The sequence below is a fragment of the Pseudooceanicola aestuarii genome (assembly GCF_010614805.1).
GTDB classification, from domain to species: Bacteria; Pseudomonadota; Alphaproteobacteria; order Rhodobacterales; family Rhodobacteraceae; genus Pseudooceanicola; species Pseudooceanicola aestuarii.
In genome coordinates, this window is record NZ_JAAFZC010000007.1 from 17,880 (window position 1) to 34,201 (window position 16,322).

Below are 16,322 nucleotides of genomic sequence, written 5' to 3' on the forward strand. Positions count from 1 at the left end.
GGCGGGCGGTGGCCGGGGATCGGCCGCGCCCCCTCGGGACCACGACTTACTCCACCGCTTCGATGCGGTCGAGTTGCCAGATGCTGCGCGAATAGATTACTTCCGATCGATAGGCCGCGTTGCTGTCATAGGGATAGACGATCCACAGCGGCCCCTTGTCGCGCACCGACATCGTGTCGCCGTTCATCCGGTAGGCCAGGATCGGCCCGCCTTCGACGGCGTCTTCAATCGGGATTTCAACGGCGTAGTCGTTGATTGCCGTGGCTTTCAGCGTCTCGGCCTCGATCCCCAGCTCGTCGATCAGCCGATGCAGGGAGACGCCTTCGAACTGCTTTTCGCCTTCGGTCCAGATGGTGGTGGTGGTGATCTCCGTGCCGCCGAACTCTTCCAGCATCTCCAGGTCGAAGAGTGCCGCGCCTTCTGCATTGGTGCGGTCGATGGCACCGGTGACGGTAAGAAGGACGGCCCCCTCCGGCGTGGGAAGATCCCCCGCATGGAGAGGGGCCGCAAGGCAGACCGCAAGGACAGCGGCCATGGGAACTGGAAGACGGAACATCGGCGGAGTCCTCTTGGATCGCGTTTGACCCAAGGAATGCCACGAAAACGCCCGCCGGCCCAACTGGGTATCGGGTGGGGGAGCCTACCCGAACGGATAGGACGGGGGCCGGGACGCCCTCGCGGAAGGGCGCGGGTCACGGCGGGGCGAGGTCCGCCCACGGCCAGGGGGCCGATGACCAAAGGAGCGGTGTTCAGGAACCGGGGGGGCCAGCGCCTGGCGGAGACGGCCCCGGACCGGGATCAGAACAGGCCGGCCTCGCGCGCGATCAGGGCGGCCTGGGTGCGGTTGGAGGCCTCCAGCTTGCGATAGAGCGTCTTCATGTGCAGCTTGATCGTCGGTTCGGTGATATCCAGATCGCGGGCGATTTCCTTGTTGGACTTGCCCTCCGTCAGCCCCTTGAGCACCTGAAGCTCCCGCGGGGTCAGCTTTTCCGCCAGGGGGTGGGCGGGGGTTTCCTCCGCCGCGGTCATGAAGTCGATGGGCGCGTATTGCTCCCCCATGGCCATGAATTTCACCGCCGCGATCATGGATTTCGCCGACAGCGTCTTGGGCACGAAGCCGGCGGCGCCGGCCTCCAGCGCCTTTTCGGCGGTCTCCCGGGTGGCCTGCCCGGACAGCAGCGCGACCCGGGGGCCATCGTCCAGGTCCAGCACCTGTTTCAGCCCGTCCAGCCCGTTCATGCCGGGCATGTTCAGGTCCAGCAGCACCAGGTCAAAGGGAGGTTCGGCCTCGATCAGCCTGCGCGCGCCGTCCAGGTCCGCCGCAGTGCTGGTTTCGATATCGCCTTGCGCCTGCAGGAACATGACCAGCGTGTCGCGCAGCAGATCATGATCATCGGCGATCAGTACCCGCATCGTCGTCTCCTGATTTTTGTTACTCGTAGTCCGGGAATGCGTCCGATGCACGACAAAAAGCGGGCAGGCCCATGGCGTCACGCCTGTATCTGGCCCCATCTCCGGCCCGCATGAGCCGCCCCGCCTCCGACCCCGCGGTTCATCCCGTGTCGGGTGCGGTGCCGGGCTCCGTGTCGGGTTTCCGTGTCCGGGGCTCATGTCTGCGAGCCATGCCTGGCACGCAAAGGGGCCGGAGAAGATCCCCGGCCCCGTCGATCTGCCTATCTGGCCTGCGCCTGCCTGGCCGGGGTCAGTCGACCGCGGCGACCGAGGCGTTGATCAGCGACGGCGTGATCTGCTGGATCACGCGGTTCCAGCGCGTCACCGGCTGTTCGGCCACGAAGACGATGTCGTTCGGGCGCAGTTCGAACCGGGTGGCCAGCAGCATGTTGGTGGCATTGGCCGCGTCCAGCCGCCAGGCGGTGACCGTGGGATCACCCGGCATCTCGCTGCCCCGGATCACGTAGATCTGGCGCAGGTTGCCGGTGGTCGTCTCGATCCCGCCGGAGGAAAACAGCGCATCGGCCAGCGTCGCGGTATTGCCGAACGGCAGCGGATAGCGGGTCTGGGTCTTCACCTCGCCGCTGAGGTAGACGTAATCGCGGTCCACCGATTCCAGCTCCAGCCGGGTGCGGAAGTTGGCGCGGGCCTCCTCCAGCTCGCCACGGCGCAGGGCGACCTCGGAATTCAGCTCGTTGAGGGAGGCGATGCGGGAGGCCTGGCGGAACTGGGCCAGCTGGATCTGTTCGGCGAAATAGGCCTGTGCCAGGTCCAGGTCATAGGCGGTGTCGACAAAGACGCTGTCGCCATCGACCAGCTGGATCTTGGGCAGGCTGGCATCGCCGTAAAGCCGGGTCAGCGGCACCTGGTACAGCCCGCCATCGCGGTAGATCCGCACGGAGGCGTAATCCATGTCCTCCACCGTGACGCCCCCGGCGGCGGCCAGGGCCGCGTCCAGGTACAGCGGCGTCAGCGTGACCGGGGCCACGGCGGGCTGGGCCACGGCGCCGCCGATCGACACCTTGCGCGAGTTGAAATCGGCGATTTCCAGGCTGAAGGACGGGTCGATCTGGTTTTCGACCAGGCGCTGGAACAGCTCCGCCTCCGCTTCTTCCAGGGTCATGCCGGAGATCTGCACCCGGCCGACATTGGGAATGGCGATCGCGCCGTCGTCCTGCACGGTATAGCCTTGGCGCGCGTTCTGCGCGGCCAGCAGCCCGGTCAGCTGTTCGACGGTGGATCCGACCTGCGGCGTGGCCAGCAGAACCTCGTCGCCGACGCCGATGCGATAGGCCTCCGGCTGGGGCGCGGGCGGCAGGCGGGTGGTCAGGCCCATGGGTTTCTGGCGCCGGTCCAGCACCGGATCGGGCACCGGGCCCGCGCCGCGCATCCCCGTGCCGGTGCCGCCCGTCTGGCTGAAGATCGCGGGCAGCGGGCGCGGCACGTAGGGGGTGGCATTGGCCTGCTGCACCGAGGCGGCGTCCATGTCGACGACACTCAGAGATCCGTCGGCGCTGGAGGTCGGGACCGAGGGGCTGTGATAGACGATGCCACAGCCGGACAGGGCCAGCAGCAACGGCGGGACAAAGCGGATCAGACGCATGGGCGGAATACCTTCTGGCAGGGGGGCGCGGCGGGTCGGCGGACGGATGACGCATGGCGACACAGGGGGCGCCCCTGCGGAGATCTATGCTCCTGCCCTGCCGTCAGCATTCCCGCGTCCCTCTCGGAGGATCCCGCAGCGGCGTTCTGCGCGCCATGTCGGGCTCCGGTTCACAAATCTCGTAACAATCGCCCCAGATGTGCCAGAATTGGCGGGGCCGGATAAACGATCGATCGGCCCGGTGCCCGGTTTTCCTGGCAGCCGTGCCCAAAAGCCCACAATACCGCCGCGATTTCCCCGGCCGGGCCGGAGGGCGAGAGCCGTGCGCTGCGGCGCCGGCGCCGCCAAGGGGCGCCGCGTCTGGTTGGCTGTGGCCGGGCCGCGCCGGATGCGGCCGCCCCGGCCTTCAGGATTCAGGCAGCCGGGCTGGCTGCCGAAGGTGGCCTAGCCGCCATAAAGGGCGATCACACTGGCGCCCAGGTCCGGAAGGCCGTTCACGGCGCCGCCGCCGACGCTGCCACCACCAGTGTCGCCACCGGTCACGATGGTCACGATGGTCACGGCTGCTGCGCTCGCGGACGGCGCGCTGCCGGAATTGTTGGGCTGGGACACGCCGCCGGCCAGGGCGGGTGCGGCCATCAGGGCCAGGCTGGCCCCAAGGGCCGGGATCAGGGAAGTTCTGGTCATGTCAGCGTCCTCCAAAGACATCCGTCAGGGTGTAGCTGACGGAAAGCATCTGCTGCTTGCGGTTCATGTTGTCGGTGATGTCGTTCACGCCGTAGGACACGCTCAGCCCGTCGACGCCGGGCACCGTGACGCCGATCCCGGCGTTCAGCTGGTTCTCCGTCCCGGAGATGGCGACGCCCAGGTGACGGGTCACGCCGATGCCGACCCCGGCAAACAGCCCGTCCTCGGTCAGGGAGGACCCGGGCGTGCTGAGCACGGAATCGGAGCCGTAGCCCACGGTCCACATCACCGGATGCACCAGCGCCGGCCCCTCGATCTGGGTCAGGCCGGAGACGGCGACGTTCCAACGCTCGTCCGAGGCCTTGTCATCGCCCCAGGCGCCCAGGTTGGACGCGGCGACAGAGCCGAAGATCACGTGGTTGGGTTGCAACAGCAGCGCGCGCGCCACTTTCAGTGTCAGGCTGCCGGAATCGCCGAAATCATCCGACAGGCTGGTGACGTTGACGTCCACTTCCAGCCCGACCGCGTCGATCGGGTTGCCGAAGCCGGCCCCGAAGGACAGGTCCCCGTCGGTTCCGGCGCCGGAAACGCCGCCGCGCGGATCGGTCGCCGTGGCGCCCATGAAGATGCTGCCATGCGGCAGGATGAAGGCCGTGTCGGCGCCGAACATCGTCACGCTGGCCGACGGTTTCGCGGCCTGGGCCAGGGGCGCTGTCGCCCCGGCCGTCAGAGCCGCGGCCGAAAGCGCGGCGACTGCACTGAATTTCCCAAGTTTCTCAAACATCTGGATCCTGCACCCTTGTCCGGATTGCCAAAATTTAACTGACGCCACACTGCATCATGCACCGTTTTCCCGCAAGACGTGTGACCCCCGACGGCGCGCGGGTGCACCTCTGGGGCCACACCTGTGCCTTCATCCCCACAAGGAATGAAGGAATGGTGAAAATCCGGACAGACGGGTTGAAATTACCCGAACCTCCCGAGGCCGCCGTGCCGGAGGACGGAAAGGTTGAGATCGCGGCCCGGGCTGCTAACAGTGGCGGAACTGGCCGGGCCGCCATCCTGGGCCGCCGGGCCGCTGCAAGGGAAAGGACGGGCCTCATGAGGATCGCCGTGGCCGGGATCGGCTATGTCGGGTTGAGCAACGCGGTATTGCTGGCCCAGGAAAACGAGGTCACGGCCCTGGACCTGTCGGCCGAACGGGTGGCGCAGGTCAATGCCCGGCAAAGTCCGATCGCCGATCCCGAGATCGAGGATTACCTGGCCAACCGATCCCTGTCCCTGACCGCCACCACCGACCCGGCGCAGGCCTATGCGGGAGCGGATTACGTCATTGTCTCCACGCCGACGAATTACGACCCCATCACCAACCAGTTCGACACCCGCTCGGTGGAGGCGGTGGTGGCCGATGTGCAGCGCCTGGCCCCCGCCGCGACCATCGTGATCAAATCGACCATCCCGGTGGGCTATACCCGGGCGTTGAATGCCCGGCTGGGCTGTTCCAACATCATCTTCAGCCCGGAATTCCTGCGCGAGGGCAAGGCGCTTTACGACAACCTGCACCCCTCCCGCATCGTGGTGGGCGAGGACAGCCCCCGCGCCCGGACCTTTGCCCGGCTGCTGGCGGCGGGCGCGATCCGAACCGACGTGCCGCAGCTGTTCACCGGACCTGACGAGGCGGAGGCGATCAAGCTTTTCGCCAATACCTATCTCGCCATGCGGGTGGCCTATTTCAACGAACTCGACAGCTACGCGCTGGACAACGGCATGGACAGCCGCGCCATCATCGAGGGCATCGGTCACGACCCCCGGATCGGCGATCATTACAACAACCCCTCCTTCGGCTACGGCGGCTATTGCCTGCCCAAGGACACCCGCCAGTTGCTGGCCAATTACACCGAGGTGCCGCAGAACCTGATCCGCGCCATCGTCGACGCCAACACCACCCGCAAGGATTTCATCGCCGAACGGATCATGGCGCTGCGGCCACGGGTGGTGGGGATCCACCGGCTGGTGATGAAGGCCGGGTCGGACAATTTCCGGCAGAGTTCCATCCAGGGGATCATGAAACGGCTGAAGGCCAAGGGGATCGAGGTGACGGTCTACGAGCCCGCCCTGGCGGAGGACCTTTTCTACAATTCCCGCGTGATCCGTGACCTGGAGGCGTTCAAGGCGGAGGCCGACGTGATCGTGGCCAACCGCCGCACCCCGGATCTGACCGATGTCGCCGACAAGGTCTTCACCCGTGACCTCTTCGGCGCGGATTGAGCGGGGGCGGGAGATGACGCAGGGTTCCGATGAGCGCGCCGCAGGACAATCCGCCCGGATAACCGCCGGAGCGGCGGACGATCCGCTGTGGCTTCACGCGGATGAGGCGCGGCGGCAGCGATGCTACCTGTCCCTGGTCGTCCCCTGGGCGCAGCTGGACCCGCAGGCCCGGGCCTGGGACGGCAGCGGCGGCACGGGGGCCTGGGCGCGCCTGATGGAAGAGGCCGGATTGCTGGTGACCACGGCGCCCCCCTCCGGCGAGGCCGCCGGCAGGTCGACCGGGGGGGAGGGCCTGACGGGCAGCCCGACGGATGCCGTGACAGTTGGCGGGACAGGTGACGTGACAGCTGGCGGGGCCGGGCCGGGCGGTGATCCCGAGGCCGGGGCCGGCCTGGCGGTGATCAGTGATCTGGACCTGCTGGCGCGTGACCCGGCAGGGCGCGCGGCGGCGCGGATTGCCGGCTTTGCGGCGGCGTTGCGGCCCGGCGGGATCCTGCTGCTGGGCGGACCCAATCCCGAGGCGGCGGACGCGCCACCGCTGCGGCTGTCCCTGCGGGACGCGCAGGCGGCGCTGCGGGCGGCCGGGCTGGTCCGGCTGCGCCTGCTGCGGTGGGAGGGAGACCAGACCCTGGCCCACCGCCCCGTGACGCTGGGCGACGTGCTGCACGGGGTCAGCCCCCGGATCGCGCTGGTGGCCCAGGCGCCCGGCCCGGCGGCGGTCACGGAGGCGTTTCGCACCGCCTTTGCCGCCGATCCGGGGCCGGATCGGGCCGATCTGGCCCGGCGCTTCGATGCCCGGCTCACCGCCGGGTCCGACAATCTTGAGCAGCGGATCGGCACGGTGGAGGCCCGGTTGGCCCAGGTGGCGCATACAACCCGCCGCCGGGGCTTGCGCAAATGGTTGCACGCCCTGCGCATGCGGCGCCAGGCGCAGGCGCAACCGCCCGGCAGGGAGGCGGCGGCGGAGGCGACGTCCCTCCGCCCCGATCCCCTGCCCGATCCGGTCCCCCTGTCGCCCCCGGAACAGGCCTGGCGCGCCCGGCTTGGCGGGGCATCGGACAGGATCACACCGGGCTGATCCGACGCACCGCCCGGCCCGAAGCGTCGGGCCAGCGGCAACGGGACCAGGGAGCGCCCCCACCCTGCGGCCGTTCCGACGGGTGGCGCGCGCGCACCGGGGCCGGGATGTTCCGCGGCAGATCGGGGGAGACTGTGCCCGAGGCTGGCTGTGCACGGCGTGGGCGCATGTTCTCCGGGCCACCCCCCAGGCCCGCCGGATGCGGCCCGGCGGAACGGCTGCCCCCGCCCCGCCCGCCCCGGTGCGCCGGACCTGGCCGATGCCGCCGGCACGGACATCGCGACCTTTCCGGTGTGGATGGTGGGGGGCGCCGCCCGTCCCGCGCCGCCTTCAGAACCGGCGGGTCAGGCCCAGGGAGGCGCGGCGGTTGTCGAAACTGTAGATCGCGTTGGAGGAGCGTTGCCGTTCCGCCTGCACCTCCAGCACCGGGGCAAAGCCCGCCAATGTCCAGTCGCGATGGGTCAGGCGCAGGGTCAGGGTGCCGGTCCGGTCGCGGCGCCGGATGCCGAAAAAGGCGTCGGCCGCGTCGCGGTCCATCCGGGCGAAGTCCAGCTCCAGATCCGCCAGCAGCCCGCCGCGAAAGGCATATTGCCCGCCCAGGGTGATCCCGCCGCCCTGTCCGGCCTCCGATCCGGTGGCGCTGTCGCGATGTTCCAGCCGCAGCCCGGCGCGCAGTTGCAGGCGCGGCGTCACCACGCGGGTCAGACGCAGCGCCGCCAGGGAGCGGGTGAAATCCCGCCCCGGCGCGCCGTCATGATGGATGCGATCCCGCAGCAGGGTCAGCGACAGGTCGCTGCGCCCGGCCGCGTCCAGCGCCCGGCCCCAGGTCAGGTAGCCCCCCGCCGACCGGGAATAGGGCGCGCCATCGATCCAGCGTCGGTCCAGCAGCAGCCCGCCGCCCAGCCGGTGGCGGCGATCGCCCAGGTGCAGCAGCCCCAGCTCGCCGCGCAGCCGCAGGTCGTCGGGGGCGCCGCCGTCATAGATCCGCGCATCCAGGTCCAACCCCAGGCGCAGGCGCAGATCCGGGGACAGCCGGGGCAGCGCGGTCACCCCCAGACCCAGGTCGAGGCCCTGCGCGGGGCGGGCCCGGGCGGCGGGGTTCAGGCGGAACGGCAAAGACCCCAGGGTCACCGTCTCGGCGGCGGTGCGGCGGGCGGCGTTGCTTTCGGGGGCCAGGGCGATGCGGAACCGCCCCTCCCAGGTGCGGGCGCGGTCGATACGGTCGATCCGCCGGTCGACCTCCTGTGCCAGCGCGGCGGGCAGGTCGGCACCGCGCGACAGGTCGAAATGATAGCGCGCGCGCGCCTCCTGCCCCGCGCGTTCCAACGCCGTGGCCAGTTCCAGCCGGTAGGTCGCATTGCCCGGCGCCAGGGAGACCAGACGCTCCAGCTGGGGCAGCGCGGCGCGGGGCCGGCCGGCCCGGACATGGGCCACGGCCAGGGCCCAGAGGCGGCGCAGCTCCGTGGCGCGGTCGGACCTGGGGCCCAGGGCCTGAAGCGCGGCGATGGCGGTGGCGGGAGATCCGGCGTTGATCTGCGCCTCCGCCCGGGCCAGCACCGCGGCGGCCTCCGCCCCCGTCTTCGTCTTCGTTTCGGGCCCGTGGCCGGGCGTGCCGCGCAATGCCGCCGGGGCCCGGCCCGCAGGCGCGGTGCCGGCGATGGTGGCCATGGTCGCGGCGGCCCCCGCTCCCGTTTCGGAGGCCCTGTCGATCATCGTGTCCTGCGCCCCCGCCGCCAGAAGCGGCAGGGGCAGCGCCAGCAGCAGCCAGGCGACTGCCGCCAACGCGGTTGCAGGACCCCGGACGGCGCTGCCTCCGACCGGGGTCCGCTGCAAGTGGGGTCGCGCGGGGCGGGCCGTGTCTCGCATGGCGCCCCGGCTCATGGTGTTCCGGTCATGACGGGCCTGTGATGGCGGGGGGCCTCACTTCGCCTCGAGGTAGAATTGCCCGGCCACGGACCCGTCGAAGATCCCCGGATTGGCCGATCCCTGTTCCTTGTAGCCGCCGGACACGGCGCCCACGGCGGCGGTGGCGCCGGAGCCCAGGAAATTGCCGCCCAGCAGCAGGGTGGTGTCGGCGGTGCGGCCATCCTCGGTCAGGGCGCCGGACATGGTCACGCTCATCGCGCCGGTCTGGGTCGCGGGCACGTTGACCCCGTTGAAGGTCATCGCCGGGTTGTCCGTGCGCAGGATGGTGCCGGGGATGGCGGCATCCACGGTCAGCGTGCCGTCGATATCGCGGGTCTCGCCATCCTTCAGGCTGCCCCGGAAATTGGAGACGGTGCCGGTGAACGGGTTGGCCTGCTGGCCGTCTGTCCAGTCCACGTCGAGGTCGATATCGGCCTCGACCTGGCCGACCACGGCGGTGGCATCGCTGACATCGGCCCTGAGCGCGCCGGAATAGCTGCCCTGCAAGGTGGTCGGCATGTCCGAGGTCGGCACGATCCCCGACACCCGGTCGAAGTTCTGCTGGAAGGTTCCGCCCCCCCCGCCGCCACCGGCCCCGCCACCTCCGCCGCCGCCGGAGCCGCCGGAGCCGCTGCCGAGACACCCTGCCAGGGCGGTTGTCGCCAGGAGGGCCGCGCCCAGTCGGGAAAGCTGTGAAATCTGCATGTCTTATCCCCTTGAAAGAATATGCGAAGGGTATGGGGTGGCGCTGAAAACCTGTCTCCCCCCCGTTCAGGGGTAGGCAGGAGGGGAAAAGACTCTCTAGTCTCTGGCAAGACGTGACGGTTCAGGCACACGGCGCCGGACAACATCATCAGGCAGCGGAGTTCATGAGACAGGCCTATTCCCCCGTGCTGATCGCACTGTCCGCCCTGGGGCTGGGGCTGGGGGCGGCCGCGCTGGTGCTGTGGGCCGCGCTGGCGCAGCCCTGGCTGGGGCTGGAGCTGCGCGCCGAAGCGGCATCGGCCCCCGGCTTCCTGGTGCAATCGGTGGATCCCCGGGGACCGGCCGCCGGGCAGGTCCGGCCCGGGTCGCGCCTGATCGGCTTGCGATCCGCCGCAGCGCCCCCTCCGGATGCGGGAAGCGCAGCGCCCGGTGGGGCGGAGGGGGCCAGCGTGGAGCGGAGCCGCACGCAGGCGGACGCGCCGGAGGCACCGGGTCAGGGCACAGGGGGCGCCGATCGGTCCCGTGCCGGCCCTTCTGTTGCGGATCTGCCTGCTTCCGCCGCCAGTGCTTCCGCCGCAGGGAGGCCCTTTGCCGGTGCGCTGCACCCCAGCGACCTGATCGACGAACCAGACACCCTGCCCACCCCCGACCTGCTGCGCCTGTTCCTGCGCCGCCAGGGCGGGCTGCATATGGCGTTGACGGGCGGGCCGGTGGTGCTGTCGCTGGCCGTGCCGGACTCGGGTCCGGGGTCAGGGTCGGAATCGGGGCCGGGAGACATCCCGGAGGAAAGTGCCGGGCCACGCAGGGCAGCCGCCCCGGCCCCGGACATGGAACCGGCCGCTGGCCCCGCCACGGTGACGGAGATCGTGCTGACCCCGGCCCCCTCCCGGCCGCTGTCCGACCTGCCCGGCGTATTCTGGGTGCAGATCGCCGTGGGGCTGGTGGCGGTGGTGGTGGGCGGCTGGGTGATGGCTTTGCGGCGCAGCGACCGGGCGGTGCAGATGTTCGTCCTGGCCGGGGTCGGGTTGATGCTGTCGGCCTATGCCGCGGCGCTTTACAGCACCCGCGAACTGGCGCTGCCGCAGGGGCTGTTCACCTTTGCCTCGCGGGTGAATTACACCGGCACGCTGCTGTTCGGCGTGGGCATGATCAACCTGTTCCTGATCTATCCCGCCCGGCTGGAGGGGATGCCCCCCGCCAAGGCCCCGGCCTGGCGGCGCGCGCTTGCCGGGGGCTGGCTGCGCGGGCTGGTGACGCTGTTGCTGGGGCTGAGCGTCCTGACGGTCTGGCTGGACTGGCCGGACGCGCTACTGAACCGGCAGATCCCGGTGGCCTGGGCGATGCTGGTGCTGCTGGGCGCCGTGCTGGTGCAGGCCCATCGCAACCGCCGCAACCCCACGGCCAGCGCCATGCTGGGCTGGTTCGGCCTGTCGGTTCTGCTGGGCGCGGGCGGGTTCGGTCTGACCGTGACCCTGCCGGTGCTGATGGGCACCACGCCCCGGCTGTCGCAGGGCCATGCCTTCCTGTTCTTTCTGGTGATCTATGGCGGGCTGGCCATGGGCATCGCCCGCTACCGGCTGTTCGACCTGGCCGATTGGTCGTTCCGCATCCTGTTCTACCTGGGCGGGATGGTCCTGCTGCTGGCGCTGGACGCGGCGCTGATCTACGTGCTGGCACTGGACCGGGCGCCGGCGCTTGGCCTGGCGCTGGCGCTGGTGGGGGTGATCTACCTGCCGCTGCGCGACCTGCTGGGGCGCTGGTTGCAGAACGATCGCGGCCTCCCCCGCAAGGAGCTGTTCGCCCTGGTCGGCGATGTCACCCTGGCCAGCGGCGCGCCCGGGCGCGCACGGGCGCTGGAGGCCCTGCTGCACCGGTTGTTCGATCCCTTGCGCATCGACCAGGGCCCGCCCGCCACCGGCGCCGCGCGGCTGCTGGACGGGGGGGAGGTTCTGGACATCCCGATGCCCCAGGGCCTGCCCGCGATCCGCCTGCACTGGGCGCGGCAGGGGCGGGGGCTGTTCTCCCGCCGGGACGAGCGCCTGGCCCGCAGCGTGACCGAGATGCTGGACCGCGCCATCGCCCGCCAGCGCGACCATGACCGCGCCGTGGAGGAGGAACGCAGCCGCATCAACCGCGACATGCATGACAATATCGGCGTGCAGCTGCTGGGCGCGCTGCATTCCCATGATCCCGACCGCAAGGACAGCCTGATCCGCCAGACCCTGTCGGACCTGCGGCAGATCATTTCCAACCCGACGCGGGAGGACATGATCCTGGCCCAGCTGCTGGCCGATCTGCGCCGGGAGATCGGCGACCACCTGGAGGCGGCGGATATCGCGCTGGACTGGCGCGACCACGGCCTGTCCGCGCCCGAGGCGGCGCCGGTGCGGCTGCCGCCCGGCCTGGTCCAGACCCTGCGCGCGCTGCTGCGCGAGAGCGTCAGCAACATCCTGCGCCATTCCGGCGCCGGGCAGGTGATGATCACCCTGTGGCGGACCCCGGACAATTCCGCCGAGGATATCCCCGCCGGCGGCCTGCTGCGCGTCACGATCGCCGATGACGGGACCGGTGGGCGCCGGCAATGGAGCAGCACGGGCAATGGCCTGGTCAACCTGCGCTACCGGATCGAGGGCTGCGGCGGCACGCTTTCCGTCAGCCCCGACAGCAACGGCGCGCGGATCGACGTGGCGCTGCCCCTGCCCGGCCCCGCCCCGGAGCCCGGCAGCGCCGTCCCGGACCGGGATGAACCTGCGGCCCCCTCCGTGCGACCCGCCGCCGTCCCGGACCGGGGCACCGGTGCCATTGCGCCCGCGCCGGTCGCCGGCGGGGCGGAGGACCGGGAGGGGAGCCCGAACAAGGACGGGGGCGGGGGCAATGACAGCACCGGTGCCAGCGCAGATCATAGCGCCAGTGAGGGGGCCAGCCCTGCCGTCAACGACACGGGGGCCGGCATGGCCTCCGACCTGCCCCCCGTGCCCAGCCCCCCCGTGCCCAGGCCGCCCGTGCCCAGGCCCCCTGCCGAGCCCTCCCCTGCCGGTGCGGCGCCTGCTGTCACCGGCTCTCATCCCGGCCCCGCGGGCAGAAAGGCGACCGCCTGATGCGCATCCTGATCGTCGAGGACATCGCCGAGACCCGCCGCTGGCTGGTCGATATCGTGGCCGAGGCCTTTACCGACACGCAGGTCACCACCGCCGGCACCCTGCGCGCCGCCCGTGCCCTGCTGGACCAGCCCTTCGACCTGGCGCTGATCGACCTGGGGCTGCCGGACGGCTCGGGGCTGGACCTGCTGCGCGCCATCCATGCCAGGCCCGCCCCGCGGGACAGCCTTGCCCCGGGCGGGGTTGCCCCCGGCGGCCCCGCCCCGGCCAGCCCGCACCCGATCTGTATCGTGACCACCGTGATGGGCGATGATGCCAGCGTGGTAGGGGCACTGTCGGCGGGGGCCGACGGCTACCTGCTGAAGGAAAACCCGGCCAGCATCCTGGTGCACCAGCTGCGCCAGATCCACATGGGGGTGCCGGCGCTGTCGCCCTCCATCGCGCGGCGGATCATGACGCATTTCAGCTTTACCGGTCCCAGCAGCCCGCCCGAACACGGGCTGACCGAGCGCGAGACCGAGGTGCTGGCCCTGATCGCGCGCGGGATGCGCAATTCCGAGGTCGGCCGCGCCCTGGGTCTGGCCGACACCACGGTGGCCAGCTACATCAAGTCGGTCTACCGCAAGCTGGGCATCTCCTCCCGTGCCGAGGCGGCCTGGCATGCCACCCGGATGGGGCTGAACCACGGCGGGGGTCTTCCCCCGGCCGGCAAGGACGCGGCGAAATCCTCCGGCCGATAGCGCCCGCCCCGCCCCGCCCCGCACGCGGGGCCGCTCCGGGGCCGTCAGGCGCCTCTTGCCCCGTCCCGTGCGCAAGAGGCCGGGCCGCGCGTTGCTTCCCGCCATGAAGGCCCCCAGCAATGTGCGGCCTCCTCCCTTCTCTCCCGCACGCGGGGGGCGCGGGAGAGAAGGGAGGAGGGTGTCACGGTATCAAGACGACCACTCGGGTGCAGGCTGCGGCCCGTCCCATTCCGCCCCGCCCCGAGAGGTGTCGCGCGCGAGGGCCGGGCGGGCAACGGCGGCCCCCCGTCTGGCGGGGGCGGCGCCCGATGGCGGTGCTGCCCGGGCGGGCCTCTCAGGCCGGACGCGGGCCAGCGCTCCACCACGATGCCCACCCCGGCCATGCGCCATCTCAGGCCGCGCGCGGGGGGCGGTTTTCGGCGCCGGGATGGCGCGGGGGCGCGTCAGGAGGCCTGCACCATCTCCAGCACCTGGTCGATCATCTCCTGCGCGGGGGCGATCTGGCCGGGGGCGGAGAACACCTCCTCGGGAACATCGACACCGATCGCGGCCAGGGCGGTCTGCATGTCCCGGCCCGAGGTCATGACCTCGCGGGCGACCTGCCGCAGGACATGGTGCGCCTCGATCCGGCCCAGCGTCCCGGCGAGGTGGATCATCACCGCCTCGGCATGGATCAGGCCACGGGTCAGGCCCAGGTTGGTCTGCATCCGGTCGGTGTTCACCTCCAGCCCGGCCAGCAGGTCGAGGGCAAGCGTCCCCGCCCCGGAGAGCTGGCGGACCGCATCGCAGAGCGCGGCCCGTTCCCGGTAGCCATGGCCGATGCCGCGTTCGTGCTCCTGCAACATGCAATCCAGCAGCAGGCCGGGCACGTGCTGGACGTTGCGCGCCGCCTCCACGATGGCCTCGCACATCACCGGGTTGCGTTTCTGCGGCATGGTCGAGGAACTGCCGCGCCCCTCGGCCGCCGGTTCGCCCAGCTCGGCGACTTCGGTGGCGATCAGCCGGGCGATGTCGCCGGCCATCTTGCCCAGGGCCGCCAGCGCCGCGGCGATCGCGGTGGCAAGACGGGCCATCCGGTCGCGGCTGACATGCCAGGAGATCGCCGGCTCCCGCAGGTCCAGCCGGGCCGCCAGCGCCCGGCGGACCCGTATCCCGTCCCCCCGCAGGGAGGCCAGGGTGCCGATCGCACCGCCGAATTGCACCACGCTGGCCGCCTCCAGCGCGCGTTCCAGCCCGGTCCGCGTGCGGTGGATCTGATCCAGCCAGACGGCGACCTGGTAGCCGAAGGAAATCGGGACGCCGTGCTGCAACTTGGAGCGCCCCGCCATGGCCGTGTGCCGGTGGCGGTCGCACAGCCGGGCCAGCCGGACCTCGATCTGCCGGGTATCCGCCAGCACCCCGGTCAGGGCCCGGCGCAGCTGCAACACCTGCGCGGTGTCCATCACGTCCTGGGTGGTGGTGCCGAAATGCACCCATTGCCCATGCGGGCCTGCCAGCGCCGCCAGTCGCGCCACCAGCGGGACGATGGGATAGCCCACCGCCGCCGCATCGCGGCGCAGCGCGTCCATGTCGATCAGCTCGCGGCGGCAGATGGCCACGATCGGCGCGACGGATCCGGCCGGGATCACGCCAAGGCCGCCCTCCACTTCCGCGAGGGCGGCCTCCACTTCCAGGTAGGCATCGACGGTGCCGGCTTCGTCGAAGACGCCGGAGGCCCGCAGGTAGCCGGTGGTCCGGGACAGCAGCCCCGGAGATGTCGATGCCAGGCTCATGCCGGGTTACTCCGCCGCCGGGGCGATGGCCTCCGGGATCTCCACCCCGATTTCCGCGTAATACCGGGCCGCGCCAGGGTGCAGCGGGATGAAGGTGTTCTGCAGGATGTTCTCGGCCAGCGTGTTGCGGGCGGCCGAATGGGTGGAGACCATGCGCGCGTTGCTTTCCAGCACCGCCTTGGTGATCTCGTAGGCCAGATCATCGGACATGCCGGCATCGGCGACGACGAAGTTCCACATGGCGGCGGTGGTCAGGTCGCCCTCGGGGGTCTCGTAGGTGCCCTTGGGGATGGTGAACCGCACCGCATAGGGGTTGCTGTCCAGGATACCGGCCAGGGTCTCCTCGTCCATCCCGAAGATGGTGACATCCTGGGTGTTCTCCAGCTCCGACAACGAGGGATGCGGAATGCCGCCCGCGGTGATGACCGCGTCCAGGCGGCCATCGGCCATCTGGCTGGCCTGGTCGCCGATGCCGCCATATTGCAGGTCGGCGTCGATGCCCATCGCCTCGAGCCAGCGCACCCAGTAGGTGCCGCCGGTCCCCGCGCGCGGGCCCGATCCGACACGCTTGCCGGCCAGGTCATCCAGAGCGGCGATGCCGCTGTCGGCCGGGGCGATCATCTGGAACGGGGTGGGATACATGGCGAACAGGGCGCGCAGCCCGGCGTATTCCTGGCCGGGGGCCAGTTCCAGCGCGCCGCTCATCGCCTCGAAGGCGGGGCCGGAGGTGGTCATCGCCAGCTCCGTCTGCCCGGCCTGCAACAGGACAAGGTTCTGCGCCGGCCCCTGGGTCTGGCGGGTGGAGGTCGGCACCCCCACCACGTCGGACACGACCTGGGCCACGCCCTCGCCGTAGACCGCGTAGACACCGCCGGGCGAGGCCGTGGAAATGGTCATCGAACCGGGCCGGTCCTGCGCCGCCGCCGGAATGGCAAGGCCTATGGCGGCGATGGCCGCGATGATGGGTCTGTTCAGGTTGGTCATGGAGTTCCTCCTCTGGTGGCTCCCTGGGGT

Annotated in this window: 13 protein-coding genes; 4 read left to right on the forward strand and 9 right to left on the reverse strand. The window is 70.8% G+C overall.

Going from position 1 to position 16,322, the window contains the following annotated elements; genetic code table 11:
* Positions 1–46: 46 nt before the first annotated feature.
* From G5A46_RS19485 to G5A46_RS19505, 5 genes are all read right to left on the reverse strand, one after another.
* The gene (locus G5A46_RS19485; RefSeq protein ID WP_163852298.1) at positions 47–556 is read right to left on the reverse strand and encodes a putative pterin-binding protein; all 510 of its coding nucleotides are present in this window, start codon (positions 554–556) and stop codon (positions 47–49) included.
* Positions 557–798: 242 nt separating this feature from the next.
* Positions 799–1,413 (reverse strand): response regulator transcription factor, encoded by a 615-nt coding sequence (locus G5A46_RS19490; protein WP_163852300.1) that lies wholly within the window; start codon positions 1,411–1,413, stop codon positions 799–801.
* A 289-nt stretch (positions 1,414–1,702) separates the two neighbouring features.
* Positions 1,703–3,055: a polysaccharide biosynthesis/export family protein gene (locus G5A46_RS19495; protein ID WP_163852302.1), complete on the reverse strand. Its 1,353-nt coding sequence runs from the start codon at positions 3,053–3,055 to the stop codon at positions 1,703–1,705.
* Positions 3,056–3,499: 444 nt separating this feature from the next.
* Positions 3,500–3,742 carry a hypothetical protein gene (locus G5A46_RS19500; protein WP_163852304.1) on the reverse strand — a complete coding sequence of 81 codons (243 nt, stop codon included), beginning with the start codon at positions 3,740–3,742 and terminating at the stop codon, positions 3,500–3,502.
* Position 3,743: 1 nt separating this feature from the next.
* Entirely contained in the window at positions 3,744–4,526 is a 783-nt protein-coding gene (locus tag G5A46_RS19505) for a hypothetical protein (RefSeq protein WP_163852306.1), read from the reverse strand.
* Positions 4,527–4,843: 317 nt separating this feature from the next.
* Between G5A46_RS19505 and G5A46_RS19510 the strand changes: the two genes are divergently transcribed.
* Entirely contained in the window at positions 4,844–6,010 is a 1,167-nt protein-coding gene (locus tag G5A46_RS19510) for a nucleotide sugar dehydrogenase (RefSeq protein ID WP_163852314.1), read from the forward strand.
* A gap of 13 nt (positions 6,011–6,023) precedes the next feature.
* A complete protein-coding gene (locus G5A46_RS19515; RefSeq protein WP_163852316.1) occupies positions 6,024–7,088 on the forward strand; it encodes a hypothetical protein in 1,065 nt (354 codons plus the stop codon).
* Between the two features lie 330 nt (positions 7,089–7,418).
* On the opposite strand, the gene G5A46_RS19520 is transcribed toward G5A46_RS19515, so the two are convergent.
* Both G5A46_RS19520 and G5A46_RS19525 read right to left on the reverse strand, forming a co-directional pair.
* A complete protein-coding gene (locus G5A46_RS19520) occupies positions 7,419–8,870 on the reverse strand; it encodes a surface lipoprotein assembly modifier (RefSeq protein WP_204318821.1) in 1,452 nt (483 codons plus the stop codon).
* Between the two features lie 138 nt (positions 8,871–9,008).
* A complete protein-coding gene (locus G5A46_RS19525) occupies positions 9,009–9,698 on the reverse strand; it encodes a hypothetical protein (RefSeq protein WP_163852320.1) in 690 nt (229 codons plus the stop codon).
* Positions 9,699–9,862: 164 nt separating this feature from the next.
* On the opposite strand from G5A46_RS19525, the gene G5A46_RS19530 reads away from it, so the two are divergent.
* Positions 9,863–12,796, forward strand: coding sequence for a sensor histidine kinase (locus tag G5A46_RS19530; protein WP_163852323.1), 2,934 nt, complete (start codon positions 9,863–9,865; stop codon positions 12,794–12,796).
* Positions 12,796–13,536, forward strand: coding sequence for a LuxR C-terminal-related transcriptional regulator (locus tag G5A46_RS19535; protein ID WP_204318822.1), 741 nt, complete (start codon positions 12,796–12,798; stop codon positions 13,534–13,536). The genes G5A46_RS19530 and G5A46_RS19535 overlap by 1 nt, the downstream gene beginning before the upstream one ends.
* Positions 13,537–13,979: 443 nt before the next feature.
* On the opposite strand, the gene G5A46_RS19540 is transcribed toward G5A46_RS19535, so the two are convergent.
* Both G5A46_RS19540 and G5A46_RS19545 read right to left on the reverse strand, forming a co-directional pair.
* Entirely contained in the window at positions 13,980–15,308 is a 1,329-nt protein-coding gene (locus tag G5A46_RS19540; protein WP_163852326.1) for a class-II fumarase/aspartase family protein, read from the reverse strand.
* A 6-nt stretch (positions 15,309–15,314) separates the two neighbouring features.
* Positions 15,315–16,292 (reverse strand): TAXI family TRAP transporter solute-binding subunit, encoded by a 978-nt coding sequence (locus G5A46_RS19545; protein WP_163852328.1) that lies wholly within the window; start codon positions 16,290–16,292, stop codon positions 15,315–15,317.
* Positions 16,293–16,322: the final 30 nt, after the last annotated feature.